The organism is Colwellia sp. MB3u-55, from assembly GCF_014076785.1.
Lineage (GTDB): Bacteria > Pseudomonadota > Gammaproteobacteria > Enterobacterales > Alteromonadaceae > Colwellia_A.
This window is the reverse complement of record NZ_JACGUS010000068.1, coordinates 172,756-190,347: the sequence shown is the minus strand read 5'-3', so window position 1 is coordinate 190,347 and position 17,592 is coordinate 172,756. Positions and strand designations below refer to the sequence as shown.

Genomic DNA, 17,592 nt, shown 5'->3' with positions numbered 1-17,592 from the left:
ACCAATTAGCGTCTTTAATTGAATTAACAAATACAATGGCAGAAGATAGTATCAATCCTTCTATAGATGTCAGTAAAATAATAAGTCAGTCTGTCGATAAATTGATGTGGATTATCAATTTTGATCTATGTATTATCCTTGAAAAGTCAAAAAAATGTCACCTTGAACTCGTTTTAAATAACGAGGATACAAACCATGATTTCGAATCGTTAAACCAACTACCGATTTTAGACTATATTAAAAACATGCCAATTTCGTTATCTGAAAACAACTATCACCTATTTTACAGTGTGTTATATAAAGACAGTAAAAGCTCTAAATTGATACTCTTTTTACAACGTTCTGAACGTTTTTCTTCCCAAAGTTCAATTGTGTTAGAGCTATTTTGTGCATCCGTCAAAAAACTATTGGAAACCAAGAATAACGAATTTAAAAATAGACAATTACACAATGAAAAAGAAATTTTAGAAGAATCCAATAAGCTAAAGTCTATGTTTTTGGCCACTATCTCTCATGAAATAAGAACACCAATGAATGGTATTTTGGGAGTCGTACAGTTACTAAAAGATACGCAGCTCAATAACCAACAATCAGAAATGCTTGGTACAGTAACGAATTGCAGCGACGAATTATTAAGAATACTCAATGACATATTAGATTATAGTAATTTAGAAACCGGTAATCTGGAGTTAGATGAAGTTGATTTTAACCTTATTCAGTCTTTAGAAGAGGTGGTTAAACTATCTTCTGCTGCGGCTGACCTTAAAAGACTTAGAATAACCACTTTTTTTGATGGCGATACACCCATAATACTTAGCGGTGATATAGCAAGAATAAAACAAATAATAATTAACCTATTAAATAACGCCATTAAATTCACTGAAGTAGGTGAAGTTAATATTGCTGTGAAATGTGAAAAAAAAGGTCTCTCTCTCTATCAAGTTAATATAATTGTAAAAGATACGGGGATTGGTATTAGTAGACTCGATCAGAAAAATCTATTTCAACCATTTACTCAAGCCAATAATTCAATGAGTAGGAGGTTTGGAGGCACAGGTCTAGGACTTGCTATTTCAGCTAACCTTGCCAAAGCATTGGGTGGCAACATTAGAGTCGAAAGCGAAGAAAAAAAAGGCACTGTATTCCACTTATCTTTTCCCTTAAAAACCATTCAGAATATTCAAGAAGCCTATGTTAAAAAAAGCGCTAAAGGTGAATTATCTGATGCTATCAACCTTAATCATAAAATACTTGTTGTTGAAGATATACGTATAAATCAGACCATCATAAAAATGATGTTATCTAAATTAGGTTTTGAATGTAAAGTTGCCGCTAATGGTCTTGAAGCATTAGAAGCGTTAAATAGTGACAAATACAGCATTATTTTTATGGATTTACAAATGCCAGAAATGGACGGGCTGACTGCTGCAAAAGAAATCGTCAAACGTTACGGACAAAAGCGCCCCATTATAGTTGCCATGACGGCTAATGTACTAAAGAAGGATAGAGAGGATTGTGCCGCAGTAGGCATGGATGACTTTATTCCAAAACCGCTTTTAATAACAGAACTAGAAAGAGCGTTGTCTACTCGTTATCAACGAAATGGCGAATTAGTAAATATTTAATTGAAATCCCCCTCTAATTAAAATCATCATCCAAAGTTTAATATTAGTGACGTCGATTTGATAGAATGAGATAAGTAATATAAAACAAAAAGTTTTTAGATAGTGTCAGCAATGCTTACTGAACGGCTCCTGTATTAAAATCCAAATGGTCCGCTATCGTATCTGAGCTGACCTTATTGGATCGTTGGCGAGTTACAAAATGTCTATCTAGTGTAACTTAAATGTTAAATTTTCTCATCGTGTGACGCATTTCTCATTATGTTTGACGATCCACATATGTGTAACGGGACGGTACAATTTAATTAGAGGATCCGTTAGAGTTATTATTACTTTCAATAACGAGATTAACATGAAGGTATATACAATCAGATCAGACTACATGCATCAAATCTCAATTACATATACGCTTACAATGTATTCCTCTCCGTCGTTAATTGCTTTAATTTCCTCTACTTCATAATGCAAACCTGATTCCATCAGCCACTCACCCATTGCACCTCTTAATTGTGTCGACCAGACTAAGGCGACAACACAGGCATCAATATATCTATATTCTTCACTTCTTTTGTCACGGAGCTTTTCAACATCTTTTTCTACTTTTTTATACCCTCCATGAGGAATCGTCACATGACCATCTCCAGCACTCTGGAACAAAGACTCAACCTTTAATTCAACACACATACTTCCATCAACATTTGAAATAAGAAAGTCGACTGATAGGTTCTTATCTGTATATATGGCTTGCTCTCTTTGAACAGTCGGCTCATCTGGTAGTGTTTTATACTTTGCGTCAAGTTCAACTTGTACCCAACATTCCGCGCCTCCTTTTGTTAAACATGCAGCTATAAGTTTATTGTAGCGTTCGCATTGAGAACTAATAATTAAATCTTGAGTCCAACCCATTATTTGCTTTGATGTAATATGCATAAATATTTCCTTATAAAGTTACGCTTAATGTATCGTTAATTGCTTGGAAAAGAATTGTCATAATCTAGAAATAACGATGGACTATTAAAAAGGTAGGTGTCTTTTCTAAATTCAACAACTTCACTAGAAACGTCCCACCAATTCTTATTCTGTTTTAAAGGGATTTTTTCACATTCTGTACGACTGACATGTATCATTACCACCGAAATAGAAGGAATACCTAAAAGACTTTCACAACATAGGGTTAAGTGTCCTAATCGAGAGTTCCCGCTTTGGCCTTCTTCCTTTTTAATACGCTTTGATGCCATATACATATTGGAATATATTGATCTGATTTTTCGCTTAACGTCAGGGGGAGTATTGCAGCCTAAGTGGTCATTAGAAGGTTTATCAGCAAAATCTTGTTCGTGTTTGATTTTGTATGCGCAAGACTCCTTAGATAGAAGTAAAAAAAGTGGATGATTTTGCAGCAACTGTTCGAGAGCTGAATGTTCATAAATTGAAAAGAATTTACCCGTATTTGGATCTATGGTTGTTGAAATAGTTTTAGTCATCATGCACAGGCATGATACTGCTTCCATGAATATTCTTATCAAATTGTCAGGTAGTTTCTCAGAGGGATCTTGATTAGTTTTAATAATAATATTACCTGTTTCGTTTAAGACAACATAGCATTTCACATCAACAACATTACTCTTGCCGGTGATTTTATTTATCTTTCTTTTGATTAGAATAAATGTGGTATTGACAATAATAATTAGCACTACAAAGATTACAATTATCCACAAGCCTTGTTGATGAGCTAGCATGCCGTTGATTTAATGCCCCACTAATGGTTATTTAAAAATTATACGCTTAGACTGCTTAGCCTCTGAATTACTCATTACAAAAGCTAAGCTATAAGTTACGATAATTAGCTGGCTCCAACCTTGTATGCACCACTTGATACTGCTACGGTTTTAGGCTCACCCGTCCCCTTTTTCACAACGACAAGGATTGCTGACTCAGCTTCTTGGGGACCACCTGCAACTGTGAATATAATTTGATCTTCAGTGAAATCAGGAGCTGTGAATGTTGCTGTTGCATTTGGATCAGCCCATTTAAGTTCGACTGTAATTTCTTCTTGGCCAGCACCTGTACTTGCAACAGCTATAGGTAAAAATTGGCCTTGTAATACATAAGGATGACTCGGTGTTAATTCTTGCCCAGACTCAATTGTCGCGTAACTATTACCTTTGTCAGCTAAATTAAATATTGTAGGGGTTCTCAGCAGAAGACCTTCCAACCAACTTATCATCTGTAGATATTTTGCATCTGAATTAATAGAATCTAAATCACCAGCATATTCATGAATGAAGGTTGGCGTGACAAACATATAAGTATCTTTATGCAACTCTAATTTAATGCTTTCTGAATGTCCTTTTATACAAGGTCCTACTTGAAAAGACGTTTCGTTTTTAGTCATGTCAGCATAAACAACGATTGCGCTTACAGAAGGCATTCCAAGTAAATATTCGCATACAAATACTATGTTACACACTTTATTGTCAGTATGGTCATTGCTTGCTGAAATAGTTAAGCCTTCTTTACCAATCGAGTGGATCATTGAAGTTGCAAAACCTAATGCGCCAGTACCGGTTGCTAAACCAAGCAATGATTCAATAAGCTCTTTACTGAATGTCGCGCCACCGCTTTTACTGGTATGTGTTACATCCTCTTCTGTAACATGAACAAATAATCCTGACCCTTTTATCACACTTTTTAAAGCTGCATAATTATAAAGTGAATAGGGTTTTCCTGTTATAGGGTTTAATGTCGTTGACATAGCACGAGACATACCAGCGAAAAATACTGATACTTCTGCAAATATCTTTTGAACCTCTTCTGAAATAGGCGTATTCGAATCAATGGTACTAGACATCATAATGTTGCCTGTCTGATTGAATACATAATATTTTGTTGCTTCAATATTATGTGGGTTCTTAGGAGGCGGTTGAATTTCTGTTGCTTTAATTTCTGGGGTTGATGTGGCAGTCATATTTATACCTTAAATAAAGTTTAGAGAGTGAAAGGCATGTGGGTTAATTTTCTACAATTAACCCTCATTACTCAATCACGATTTCCGGAGGCAACCTCTAAGCGATACCCAAATGTTTTAATTATGAAGGGGGATATCCTTATACCATATAAACACTAAAAAAGGAGGGTTCCTAAAGCATGTCAGTGTTAACTTTCCGTGTTCGCAAATAATCATAGGTAAAAAATATAAATTACGCAAACGCTAACCCAGTCATTTAATTTATTTCAACTTATTTAAAAAAAGTCTAAATATTCATCTAAGAAATATAATTCTAAGAGGGTTGATAAAATCAAAGGGTAATACAGAATCTGGAATCAATATAAACATTGATATAGAAAAGCTCATTCATAAGGTGTATATCTCAACAAATGCTCCAAAATGGTTCTATGAATTAATTGAGCAGATAGTTAGACGATATGGTTATGATTTTTAGGTTTGCCAATCATCATTACTTGATGAGCCATTTTTCTAAATAATAATATAATATTTCTAATCTGAATCAACTTTTCAGCAAAAAAATGAAATGCCCCCTTTGTGGCATAAGTGAATATTACCTAAAATCCTTTAATTTCAATACGTGACATACTGAGTAACAAATATCATTTAGTGATTTGTAGTCTCAAACATTATGCGCAGTCACAGATTAATATAATTTCTGTATATGAGAATTCTTGAGTAGGATTTTCTGGGCTGTAGCTAAACTGAGTTAAATTATTTGAAACATTTACGCCAAAAGTCATGATGATATTTAGGGTAATACTAACCGAAATTTATAGCTCGTTTGTCAGACAGCTTTAAGCTCATAGCTCCTGTTGGTGTTTCGCCTCTTAACGCAAACTAATGCCGCACTGAAGACATTAGCATTTGAGAATTTATACTGAAAAATTTTGTATTTTTTGATCTAGAGCGGACATGGCTGAACAATCAAATTACTATTCCAACTTCCCGATAGTGGACGTTCCTCATAAATATAAAAAATGATGAGTTTTGTCTATGAATCGCTCAACCTGAATGTAAAATAGACTGTGGCGTCGTTCACAGGATTTCATTAGCAAAACTGATTGTGCTTTACTGGAATTAGCGATACTTTTTAATTCATAAGACTGAAGAACGATGAACCGCCGCCATCAATACAACAAACAGTCGAACAGTGAGTTAATATTAATTAAGAGCATTTATCTGGTACCGTTATGAAGCGATACGAAAAAACCAATGATTTTTTAACGTAACATGATATTTGAGATACTTTACATTCTCATATTAAAGACATCAGTCAAACTTTAAGCTTACCTTGTCGCAGAATGAAAATAATAATGCAGCGCTTCACATTCAGCAGGACTGATTAATTATAGTTAATTGAGCAATTCCCGCTAATCTTATTCATATTAAATGGCGTATAAATCACCATTTTTATCATTTAGGCTTCGATTCAGATAATAATTTTTCAAACTCATTAATAGGTATTGGCTTACCAAAAAAATAGCCCTGAAAATTTTTACACCCTTGACTTAATAGAAATCTTTGCTGTTCTTCAGTTTCTACACCTTCTGCAATCACATTCAACCCCAAACTATGTGCCATCGAAATAATAGTCGTAACAATGATTTCATCGCTAATATTTATACCTAGATCACGTACAAAGGATTGATCAATTTTAAGCTGATACAATGGCAATCGCTTTAAGTATTGTAACGATGAATAACCCGTACCAAAGTCATCTAATGAGAACTGAATACCAATTGCTGCCAAATCATTCATTTTGGCAATAATCTCTTCTATATTTATCAACAATAAACTTTCAGTTAACTCGATTTTTAGGAGTGACGAATTGATGTCATAAATATCTATAGCATTTTTGATTGTGTCTACAAAATTAATTTGATGAAATTGCTTAGCGCTGACGTTAATTGCTATTGATAGTCCTGCGGTATCAGCATTACTTTGCCAAGCTTTAAGTTGAGCACAAGCGGTTTCCAATACCCATATTCCTATTTCAACAATAATACCTGAGTCTTCTGCTATTGAAATAAAATGAAAAGGAGAAATTAAACCTTGCTTAGGATGAATCCAGCGTATCAGTGCTTCCGTACCTGATGGTTTATTTGAACTATCCATTTGTATTTGATAATACAACTGGAATTGTCGATGTTCTAGTGCGTAGATCAAATCACGTTCAAGCTCTACTCGGTGATTAATGGTAGTCTGCATCTGTGGTTCAAAAAAGCATAAGGCATTACGGCCATCATTCTTAGTCTCATACATGGCAATATCAGCTTGTTTTAACAGTTCTTCAATTGTTAACTCGTGGCCGAAAAATAATGTCGCGCCAATACTGATAGTACCAACATGGGTATAGTTAGCCATTTTATAAGGCTCGTTAATCTTATCTAATATTTTACCTGCAACAACTTTCGTCTCTTCTTCCGCAGTCATTCTGTTACAATTTAATCCCTCTAATAGAATGACAAATTCATCGCCTCCAAAACGTGATACCGTGTCAGTATCTCGTACGCAAGCGGTTAATCGTTTAGCCACTTCTTTGAGTAAGATATCACCTATATCATGACCCTGTGTATCATTAAGTGTCTTGAAGTCGTCCAGATCGAGAAACAGCACAGCGCCATAAAGGTGCCTACGAGCGCTAAACGTTAATGCTTGTTTTAACCTGTCACTTAACAGTCGTCGATTAGGTAATTGCGTTAGGGGATCATAAAAAGCAAGTTGCTCTATTTTAATGGCATCAGCTTTTTGTTGGCTAATGTCTGCAACCATTGCCATAACATAATCAACACTGCCATCTATTTTACGAACACAGCGCACCACTAACATGGTGGTAATAACTTTGCCTGTTTTACTAATAAAACGCTTTTCCAAGCTGTAACCTTCAACTTTATTAGAAAATATGTTATTAAATTGTTGTATATCGGTTTCTAAATCATCAGGGTGTGTTAGTTCAGCCCAAGTCATCTTTTGTAGCTCTTGTTCGGAATATTCCAACATATTGCACAAGCAATTGTTGACACTTATCCAACCTCTTTCGGGAGAGGTGATAGCTAAACCCACTAGATCTAATGAGTAAAATGAAGCCAATTGCATTTCTCTTTGGGTTAAACTATCGAGCATACGATCGAACTGTCGAGCGAGTAATGCCGCTTCATCAGTACCCTGCATGTTGACACGTAAATGATTAGCACCTGCTTGTACTTTATTAGCGACCTTTTGAATAGTAAACAAGCGGCGGGTCAAGTAATGGCTAGCCAGTGTGGTAATGAGTGTACCCAATAAAATAGTAATTAGTGCATAATAAAAACCATTTGTTTTAATTTTTGCTATTTGATCGACAAAGGGTTTACGGTCTAAACCAATACGTACCCAGCCAATTTTTCGGTCCGCTAAAATGATGGCTTTGGTGACATCAATAATATTAGTGGTCAAATGTACAGTTTGATGTTCGTTTTCTTTTGGTAATTCAGTTATGTACAAGCCGACTTTATCTTTCTCCGTATGTGCCATAACTTGTCCACGAGGGTCTAATACTATGGCGTGTTTTAAATCGGGATAGCGAGAAACACCATCGACAATGTCCTGTAAACCACTGAAGTCTCGTGAAGCGACCCAGATTGCCGATGAGGTCGATAAACTGTCAGCAAGGGCAACGGCTTGAACTTTATATTGTTCGATTTTAACCGTTTGCGCGTGATGGATAATATTCCAGACAAATAACCCCATCATTAATGTCACCGTTAGCGTCATACCAACAATTAATTGACGATGTAAGCTTCCTAACATTAATTGTTGCAGCGTTTTAAACATTATTTATTCTCCACTGGACGTACTTTATCTTCGAAGTTTTTTATGTAAGTACGTACGACATCATAGTCCTCATCATTGGCGCTAGTGATTCGAGCTGTTTCCATGCCTGTGAGAATAACTTGCCCATGCTCTGAATCACCTAAATTGATGAGTAAACTCTGTATTTGTTTACTAATTTTGTCAGGGACATCATCTCTTATCATTACTGAATTATTAATCAATGAGGGCGTTTGCCAAACAACTTTCAGTTGCTTTGCTTGTTCGGGGTTATCTTTTTTAAATGATCGCCAAGATGGTGGCCAAGTGGCACCTACAGTGACATTACTAAGATAAACATTCATGATTGAAGACTCTTGAGAACCAACATAAACATTTTCAGTATGTTGATTGATATCGATGCCATGAGTGTACAAAAAATATTGCGGCATAATCGCGGCGGCAAGTGCTGTGGGCGCTGGGTAACTTACACGTTTACCCTCTAATTGAAGGGGTTCAATAATATCATTATCTTTACGAACAATAAATATCCCCTTAAAATCATCAGCGTCTCCTGCCATACCTATAACATGATAACCGCTATCCATTGCTTGCAGTGTCTGCCAAGGATTTGGTAATAACAACTCCGGTTGGCGGGCACGAAATTTCTTTTCAAACGTACGATAGTCTCGAGATGCTTCCAACTCAATCTTAATATATTGTAGTTCGCTATTTAGGTAATCAACCAGCGGTTGATAAGCCTCGAACAATTTTTGAGGATTATGTAACGGGTGAATAGCAAGACGATAGATTATAACACCATTGTCATTGGGTGAGGTACTACTATACTGCAAGGTATTGTCAGTCGTTTTTTGCTCACAGGCAGACAAGAGATAGGCAATAAATATAATAAGTAATTTTTTCATAGAAAGTCCACTTATTATAGTAAGTTATCTTTTTGAATTTGATAATAACTTATTATTATAAATTTGATAATAACTTTTTAATTTGAAAAAATCACTTGTGTAATATACCACATATACCAAGATACAAAAGGTATGAATTGCATGGGTTTTGATTAGGATATCGATCAATAGACAATAAATATATTATTTCAAATTTGGGTAAGCAGTGCCAAATATCTTGAAAAACACTGCTTGCCTTTGAACGTCAGATACTTGGTATGGGGTTTTATTAATTCAGACTAAGTTTGTATGAAATTAACCTAAAACTGTAAACACAGTAAAAACTAAATTAGGATGGCATTTATTGGCTTATAGAGATACGTTGATGATGAGACAGTAAATTGCTTTTTGTGATAATTAAGTAAGTCGCAAAACCTATTTTGTCAACGTCCGCTTAGTCGATGATCATTAGGTTGGCTATCGACCTGCTTAGATCAACCAACGGTTGTACTGTTGACCTACATCAACGCTCACAATATAAAAATATAACTTCTTCTTTACGCACAAAGTTAGCATTAATAATTTGATGATCAACGACCGCAATAGTGGCTTAGTTGTCTGTCAGCGTAAAGGTAAACTAGGTCTTCTGAACACTACAAACAGATAAAAAAATCTATTGATGCTAATGTCTGCTATCGTATTTAAGAAGACATTAAATTTTTCAACTCGTTATGTAAAGTGCAGAAAGTGATCCTAAATACTCCATTGAATCTCAAATATTATGACTGAACAATCGTTTGTTCAAACAAGCCACCTTAACTGTATCCCTTTAAAAAAAACCAACCGTAAATGAGACTAATATCAATCATTATGCGCAGTCACACTTGATAATAAACTTACCGTTTACCTACAATGCGCTTTATCTGTGCCTGCAGATAAAGCGCACACTGAAATCTACAGCAGAGTTTGCTTGGCTTCTTTGAAGTTTAACTTGGCATAAGTCAATAACAAAATACCACCCGCAACGATAATAGCCGTTAAATATAAGGCATAGTTATAAGTGGTAAATTGTTCAATAAGTGCCACACAATACAAGGGGGCAATAATTTGGCCAAGGCCGTAAGCTGATGTGATTGCGCCCATGATAAAGACCGGGTTTTTATTGGACAGTTGGCCAGCGAAATTCATAAACAAAGCAACTAAACCTATAAATGTTGCACCAAAAAACAAACCACTAATAAGGTTCATAATAATATTATTCGAAAAAGTAGGAATTAAGATACCAACAATCTGCAACAACATAGCAGCCATCATGATATTAATACTGCCAAAGCGATGTGCTAACCGCATCCATATAATACAAGAAGGGATGCCAGCAATACCAACGACTAACCATACATAGCCACCATATCCTGCTAATCCGTCTAATGAATTGACGATATCAGGCAGAAATGTTGCTTGTACCACCATACCGATACCTTCGGTAAAGTAAGCCAAGATTAAGACAATAACCATAGGTGAAAAAAGCGTTTTATCAAATTTGTGTTTCACCACTTCACTGCTTGGTTGTTTATCAAACCTTAAGATATAAGCCGAATAACAAGATAAAAAAGCGCCAAGGATAGCGAGTACTAGCCATGCATCTTTCCAATCGCCACCAAAATAAAATACCGCTCTCATAACTAAATCAGTAATGACAATTGAAAAACCTAAACCGCTAAAGTGAATGCCCATCGCCTTAGTCTTATTGGTGGCTTTTAGCTTTAACATAACAACAGCAGAGCCAACAACGAGTGCCATTGCAGCACCAAATCCCGCCAATAATCGCGCAATAATCCATAGAGTATTATTTTCGGTAACGCCTAAAACAAAAGAAGAAAGCACACAAAGGCACAAACCAAATCTGAAATACCTAACCTTGGCATGTATATCTTTAATAAAAATAGAAAAAACAGAGCCCATCAAATAGCCAAGATAATTGATTGAGGCAAGTACACCAGCGAAGGCGATGCTGATTGACTCCTCTAGCATAGTCGGTAACAGCGACGTAAAAACAAAACGAGCAACACCAACCCCAACCACAAGGGCTAAGATACCTGCTAATAAAATTGAGTGGTTACTGTCTCGGTGAAATTGTGGCATATTTGTCCAAAAAACATTTCTTCGCTATATCTTACACTTTATAACTAAAGGGGTAGATAGGTAAATCACCAATAGTGATAAATGCTATACAAGATAGTCATATAAATAAGAATCACCAGAGACTTTATCTTTATAGATTTTTTTACCAAAAATGAGTGCTCAGCCATGATAATATTTAGTGCAATGAATACTTTTTCGCGTAAGTAAATATTATTTCAATGTGCAACTTAATAGCCCCCTTTCTATATAGCTTTACTGCACTACCCCACCCTTTATAGCCCCTTTAATTTTTAGATTGTCAGTAAACTATATGTTGCTATTGGACTCAATGTAAATATGTTACCGTCTAGCTAATGTAATCGCTCAGGTTTATTATTTTTAATGTCATTTGAATTGATTTTTCTGTTCTTAGCCGGTTTTTTTGGTGGTGTGCTTAACTCAGTTGCTGGTGGCGGCAGTTTTATTACCTTCCCCGCACTTATTTTTGTTGGCGTTCCTCCCATTATCGCAAATGCGACCAACACTTTTGCCTCATGTGCTGGCTATATGAGCGGTACTTATGCTTTTCGAAAAGAAATTGCTGCTAATAAAGCTCAACTACCATTCATTATAACAATCAGCGTAATCGGCGGTATTATCGGTGCATGGTTATTACTAAAAACACCTGAAGTGCTGTTTCGTGAGGCTATCCCTTGGTTACTGTTATTTGCGAGTGTATTGTTTGTTTTTGGCGGCAAGGTTAATGCTGGACTAAAAAAAATGGCCGTCAATCACCAACATGCCTCATCAATAGGTAGTTTATTACTGATCATTGTTCTGTTAGGTATCGCTATTTATGGTGGTTTTTTTAATGCTGGTTTAGGCATAATTACTCTTAGCTATCTAGCCTTAGCTGGTCACACTAATATCAATACAATGAATGGCTTAAAGCTATTGATATCTTCGGCAGTGTCACTAATTGCTATCACAGTGTTTATTTACAATGATGTGATTGCCTGGTATCAAGGAACTATTGTGCTGTGTGGCACATTAGCTGGAGGTTATATTGCCGCAAATGTTTCACGCAAACTGCCACAAGCCAAGGTCAGGTATTTTGTTATTTTCGCGAGTACTATAACCACCCTATATTTCTTTTATGATATTTATACTAGCTAACGTTTAGATAAGCTTTCGCCGCGCAACAGCTGGTGATATTAATGAGACGATAAGTTAAGTGGCAGCGTTTATTGGTTAAAAATGTAACCTAAGCGCATTCGAATAAGAACCTTGTAAAACTCATAGCAGCTTATGTAAGGCCGATTAAATCCACTTAAATACCATTTGAACCTTCATTTATAAAGGGTTGTTAGGACGTTTCTTAACTTTCTTTAGCTATTTCACGCAATGCTTGTTCAAAAACATCCGCTGGCTGACCACCACTGATCAAATGCTTATCATTGACTATCACGGCAGGTACTGAGCTTATGCCCATCGATTGATAATGGCGTTGCAAAGTACGCACCTCTTCTTTATATTCATCAGAGGCCAATATTTGTTGAGCCTTTTCTTTATCTAAACCAACACTTTGCGCTACATCGAGTAGCTTTTGATGATCACTGGGATCGCCACTCTCTTTAAAATATAGATCAAACAAGGCGAGTTTAAGTTCAGTCTGCTTATTATATTCTTTCGCCCAATGAAGCAGCCGATGGGCATCGAATGTATTATATATTCGACCGCCACCACGGTTACCAAATTCATAACCAAGCGCTAAGCCTCGTTGCTTGATCATCAATCTATTTTGCTCACTTTGTTCAACACTAATGCCGTATTTTTCAGTAATGTGTTCGGTAATATCCTGACCTTCTTTTGGCATATCAGGATTGAGCTCAAACGGTTGCCAGGTGATATCAACTGAAATATCATCCGCAAGTTTGGTTAATGCTTGATTTAAAGACTGATATCCAATAATACACCAAGGGCAGGAAACGTCGGAGACAATGTCTAATTTAAGATGTTTATTCATATTTTTTCACTTGAAATTTGTTGGTAAAATAACTTAAATTATTTGCAGCGTATAAACCGAGTAAAAACAACCTAAGTAAAGAAAATAACCATAACAAAAATGGTTAGCGACAGATTAACATAAAGTAACTTTATACATTGCAATAACAACCTTTAGCTTCTTTAACAACAAGATTAGCGGCATAACCTTTTAAGTAATTATTTAACATAGTCTGAGCATAACCTGATGTTTGCGAGCAAGCTAAACCTTGTCCATAAGGACCAAAATAGACAACCTCTCCTAATTCATCTATTAATGCTACAGAGGGCGTTGAGGGAATAACATTGTGCTCATTAATGACAACATTTTTTATTAAAAAATCATTAGCACCCGCCAGTTTATTGAGATCTTTAATATGTTTTTCACTGTACTGTTGGCATTTACAACTAGCTGTAGAAAAATGTAGTAGTGTTTTTTGACCCGTAATATTGGCCGGCTTGGCAAAAGGTAGCAAATAACTTGATAGCTCCTGATACTCTACACCCACTAATTTATTATTCTCATCAAACTCAACAAGCCTATCTTTTATCAGGTAACCAAATGCAGATAGCGTAAAAGCTATCCACACGGTAAGTACACCCAACTGAAGTTTTGACATTAGTTTATTTAAAACGAGCAATATTAAGTGCCATTGCATTCGAGGTAACACTAACACTATCCGCTTCTGAAGCTAATGCTTGGACTCTTTCTCTGTCGACTAAAGCTGTATCTCTTAACGTTTCGGCACTTTTTGCTATATCTGCAGTGGTTACTGATTGCTGCTCAACCGCTGCGGCGACATTAATCGATATAGCACTGGAATGCTCCACAAGTGCTGACGCTTGAGCTATTTGTTTTTGAGCTTTATCAGCACTTTCAATGACCGATTGCACAATCCCAATGCTATGGGTCATTGAGTCTGTTGTTAACTTAGAGTAACTTTTTAACAGGGAAAGCGTTTGACCTATTTTGTCAGTACTTTCTTTAGTGCGAGTTGCTAACGCACGTACTTCATCGGCAACAACAGCAAACCCTCGACCTTGCTCTCCTGCTCTTGCTGCTTCTATTGCCGCGTTTAACGCTAATAAATTTGTTTGCTCAGCAATACCACTTATTTCAGATAACACTTTCGAAATAGCTTCTGTAGAGTTAGCGAGATCGTTCACTTGTTCACTGGTCTTTTCAAGTGCAGATGTTAAATTTTTGTTTTGATTATTAATGCTAATAATTTCTTCATTAGATGCCTTCGTAAAGTCAGTAGCTTCTTTCATCTGATCACTTAATTGGGTCGTTTCTTGCGCGATAGATGCTACTGTCACTGCCATTTCTTCTGCTGATGTCGCAATCACTTCAGTTTCTTGTTGACGCTGTGCTGTCGAGCTTTCAAGTTCTTCTTTGGTTCTATTTAAATTTTGTGAATTAGCATTTAATTCTATAACTTGCTCTTTTACCCCTTGAATAACCTTTGATAATAATTCTAATAATTCATTAAAAGACAGTAAAGTTCTATTATTATTGGCCCTTGCCTTGATACTCAAGTCAATCGCATTGACATCTACCGTTAATGAAGTGGTAACTGATGATAATTCTTTACCGACTTCACTTTCTACTTTCATAGAGTGTGCTATGTAGCCAGCAATAATAGACTCAGTAATAGCATAAACAGCATGTATTATCACGGTTGAAAAGAGTAATCTATCTTCGTCAAAGATATAAACACCCGTGTCATTTACCTGTAAGTAGTAAAAAGAAAAATGGTGTACGGCAACAACAAGAATAGCGGTAATAAATACCCGCCAATCTTGAAAAATAATTAAAAACGCTAAAAGGATAAAGATTTCAAAGTGAACTTCAATTAAGCCCTGTGCTTGGTGAATATGCAAGGCTGCAAATATCATGACTGCGAGCGCTGAAACATGACCTGAAATAGCACCAGCTCCAGCTGTTTTGTAGAAGTATATCGGCACAAGTAATGCGGGTAGGCCAATAATAAGTGCTAATAGGTATGAGTCGTAGATGAAAGCCAAGAGTAAACTTTCAGCAAATAAAACACATAAAAGGTATGTAAATAGTGTGTTATTTTTATTCATTTTTATCCCGTTATACAGACATAATTAACATCAATTTCATTATTGTTAAAGTTCGATATATTAGGGTTCAATTGCTACCATCGCCAATAAAACCTGACCCTTTTAGTCCCTGTAAATCGCGCTTTAAATCAAGATACCATAACTTTAGTTCAATAAAATTGACAAATCAATATCGTAAAGATTTAAGTCAGTTAATTTAATTGCTACTGGCTAAGTTAGATGATCCCTAAGCGGTTAAATATTTATAAAAATATGTTTTATTTAGCTTGGCTGTGCAGGCGATATAAAAAATAACCCAGTCTCAAGATAAAAACTCAATCATAATGGTGTATCATCTGCCTACTTTTGCTTATAACATTAAACCAATACTAGTGACTTCATGAATTATATTCCTTTAGATGACCTTAAAAATGCTTGGATTTTTAGACATAAAAGCCTGCCGATCGATGATAAAGATAAAACAAAAATAAAACCTATGGTTCAAGCACGCGCACAAGTTGTTTGGGATACCTTTATTAGTCGGCAAGTTGACCATCCTGATTTTTTCAAAAAGGGTGATTGGCCATTTGAAGAAACAACCTGGCAGAAAACATTGGCTTGGGAAAGTGTTTGGGACAGTGAACAAGCAGAGTTGCCTGCAGAAGTTATTGCTCATTTAGCGTGGGACAATAATACCGTGGTTTATTTTTGTAGTGCAAAAAACAATGTCATTGAAACAACTTGGGCTGTTTTCCAACGTTGTTGGAAGAACTTTCTCTTTATGGATGATGGACCACTTCTTATCGGAAAAAAGCGTAAAGAAGCGGTACAATTTTTATCTAATGGTCAATGTAAGCTTGGCTTAAAAAAGTAAAAACAGATACAGCTGATTAAATTTAGGCTTAGCGCTTAACATGTTCAAGTTCGTTAATATCGTCTTCACCTGACAATAGCACAGCAAACCAACGACCTTCTTCTGCGTTCTCTAAGCCTATTTTAATGATCATGGTTAATGGCACCGAAAGTAACATCCCCACAGAGCCAAGCAACCAACCCCAAAAGATTAACGACAGAAAAATTACTAGGGTTGACAGCCCTAAGCCTTTTCCTAAATAACGAGGTTCAACAATATTTCCCATCACCATATTAATAGTGATGTAGCCTAAACCGATAAGGCCTGCCTCAGGTAAACTCAATTGTAATACGGCCAGTGACATCGCCGGAACCGCTGCTATAATAGAGCCAATATTAGGAATATAATTAAGCAGAAAAGCAAGCACTCCCCAAAGCAAGTAAAAGTCTAAACCAAACGCCCAGAGCATTATTGATACTATAGTACCGGTAGCAATACTCACTAAGGTTTTTATCGCTAAATAGTTATTTACCGAGGTAAGAAAACGGTCTATTTGCTTTAAGCGCATTTCGGGATCCGCTAAGGCAAAATGTAACTTCTTAGGTAAAGAGGAAGCTTCAAAAAGCATAAAAATAACCGTAATGATAATAAGAAATAAATTGGCCATCACACTGCCTAATCCACTAAGCATATCGGCTGCTAAGCCCATGGCTGCAGCGGGGTCAAAATACTCCATTAATAACGCTGACGATATAATGATATTTTTATCGGCTAACTGCTCAGTTATCCAAATAAACTGTACTCTTAATTGCTCGCGATATTCAGGTAGTTTAAGGGATAGTTCAGTAAGTGATTTACCAACTAAACCCGCAAGAGATAAAGCAACAATAACAAACAAGGCTATGACTAAGAGTACCGCTATTACTTTTGGTATTTTATAACGGCTAGCGCGGGCAATAAGCGGATTACATATAATAGCGATGAAAACAGACAGTAAAAAAGGCACTAAAATATTAGCGGCCGTTTTTATCCCTGCAAAAACAATAAACAGTGCTGCGGTTACTACCAGCATTTTTACTGCGCCGCCTGATTTTTCCATTAATCCCATAGTGTTAACTTTATCATTTAAAAAACGTTACTATACCCGAAACTTAAATTTAGTGTTAGTAAACTTAAGTT

Annotated in this window: 13 protein-coding genes; 3 read left to right on the top strand and 10 right to left on the bottom strand. The window is 36.0% G+C overall.

Annotated features, from left to right (window positions below; all coding sequences use genetic code 11):
* Positions 1-35 precede the first annotated feature (35 nt).
* Positions 36-1,625, top strand: a complete 1,590-nt coding sequence (locus H4J66_RS02735; protein WP_182170230.1) for an ATP-binding protein — start codon at positions 36-38, stop codon at positions 1,623-1,625.
* Positions 1,626-2,009: 384 nt separating this feature from the next.
* Here H4J66_RS02735 and H4J66_RS02730 read toward each other — a convergent pair whose 3' ends face one another.
* The 6 genes from H4J66_RS02730 to H4J66_RS02705 all read right to left on the bottom strand — a co-directional run bounded on the left by H4J66_RS02730 (position 2,010) and on the right by H4J66_RS02705 (position 11,468).
* Entirely contained in the window at positions 2,010-2,552 is a 543-nt protein-coding gene (locus H4J66_RS02730) for a hypothetical protein (RefSeq protein WP_182170227.1), read from the bottom strand.
* 35 nt (positions 2,553-2,587) lie between these two features.
* Positions 2,588-3,361 (bottom strand): hypothetical protein, encoded by a 774-nt coding sequence (locus H4J66_RS02725; RefSeq protein ID WP_182170225.1) that lies wholly within the window; start codon positions 3,359-3,361, stop codon positions 2,588-2,590.
* Positions 3,362-3,465: 104 nt separating this feature from the next.
* Positions 3,466-4,590 carry a hypothetical protein gene (locus tag H4J66_RS02720; protein WP_182170222.1) on the bottom strand — a complete coding sequence of 375 codons (1,125 nt, stop codon included), beginning with the start codon at positions 4,588-4,590 and terminating at the stop codon, positions 3,466-3,468.
* Between the two features lie 1,455 nt (positions 4,591-6,045).
* Complete coding sequence (locus H4J66_RS02715; RefSeq protein ID WP_182170219.1) at positions 6,046-8,445, bottom strand: EAL domain-containing protein; 2,400 nt, start codon at positions 8,443-8,445, stop codon at positions 6,046-6,048.
* The gene (locus tag H4J66_RS02710) at positions 8,445-9,347 is read right to left on the bottom strand and encodes a phosphate/phosphite/phosphonate ABC transporter substrate-binding protein (protein ID WP_182170216.1); all 903 of its coding nucleotides are present in this window, start codon (positions 9,345-9,347) and stop codon (positions 8,445-8,447) included. The genes H4J66_RS02715 and H4J66_RS02710 overlap by 1 nt, the downstream gene beginning before the upstream one ends.
* 933 nt (positions 9,348-10,280) lie before the next feature.
* Complete coding sequence (locus tag H4J66_RS02705) at positions 10,281-11,468, bottom strand: YbfB/YjiJ family MFS transporter (RefSeq protein WP_182170214.1); 1,188 nt, start codon at positions 11,466-11,468, stop codon at positions 10,281-10,283.
* Positions 11,469-11,849: 381 nt separating this feature from the next.
* Here H4J66_RS02705 and H4J66_RS02700 point away from each other — a divergent pair, with 381 nt between their 5' ends.
* On the top strand, positions 11,850-12,623 hold the full coding sequence (locus H4J66_RS02700; protein ID WP_182170212.1) for a sulfite exporter TauE/SafE family protein: 774 nt from the start codon (positions 11,850-11,852) through the stop codon (positions 12,621-12,623).
* A gap of 202 nt (positions 12,624-12,825) precedes the next feature.
* Here H4J66_RS02700 and H4J66_RS02695 read toward each other — a convergent pair whose 3' ends face one another.
* The 3 genes from H4J66_RS02695 to H4J66_RS02685 all read right to left on the bottom strand — a co-directional run bounded on the left by H4J66_RS02695 (position 12,826) and on the right by H4J66_RS02685 (position 15,581).
* Complete coding sequence (locus H4J66_RS02695; RefSeq protein ID WP_182170211.1) at positions 12,826-13,473, bottom strand: DsbA family oxidoreductase; 648 nt, start codon at positions 13,471-13,473, stop codon at positions 12,826-12,828.
* 130 nt (positions 13,474-13,603) lie between these two features.
* A complete protein-coding gene (locus H4J66_RS02690; protein WP_182170209.1) occupies positions 13,604-14,110 on the bottom strand; it encodes a DUF6436 domain-containing protein in 507 nt (168 codons plus the stop codon).
* Between the two features lie 4 nt (positions 14,111-14,114).
* Positions 14,115-15,581 (bottom strand): methyl-accepting chemotaxis protein, encoded by a 1,467-nt coding sequence (locus H4J66_RS02685; RefSeq protein ID WP_182170206.1) that lies wholly within the window; start codon positions 15,579-15,581, stop codon positions 14,115-14,117.
* Positions 15,582-15,960: 379 nt separating this feature from the next.
* Between H4J66_RS02685 and H4J66_RS02680 the strand changes: the two genes are divergently transcribed.
* Entirely contained in the window at positions 15,961-16,434 is a 474-nt protein-coding gene (locus tag H4J66_RS02680; RefSeq protein ID WP_182170204.1) for a DUF2947 domain-containing protein, read from the top strand.
* 28 nt (positions 16,435-16,462) lie between these two features.
* Here H4J66_RS02680 and H4J66_RS02675 read toward each other — a convergent pair whose 3' ends face one another.
* Entirely contained in the window at positions 16,463-17,512 is a 1,050-nt protein-coding gene (locus H4J66_RS02675; protein WP_182170352.1) for an AI-2E family transporter, read from the bottom strand.
* Between the last annotated feature and the right edge of the window lie 80 nt (positions 17,513-17,592).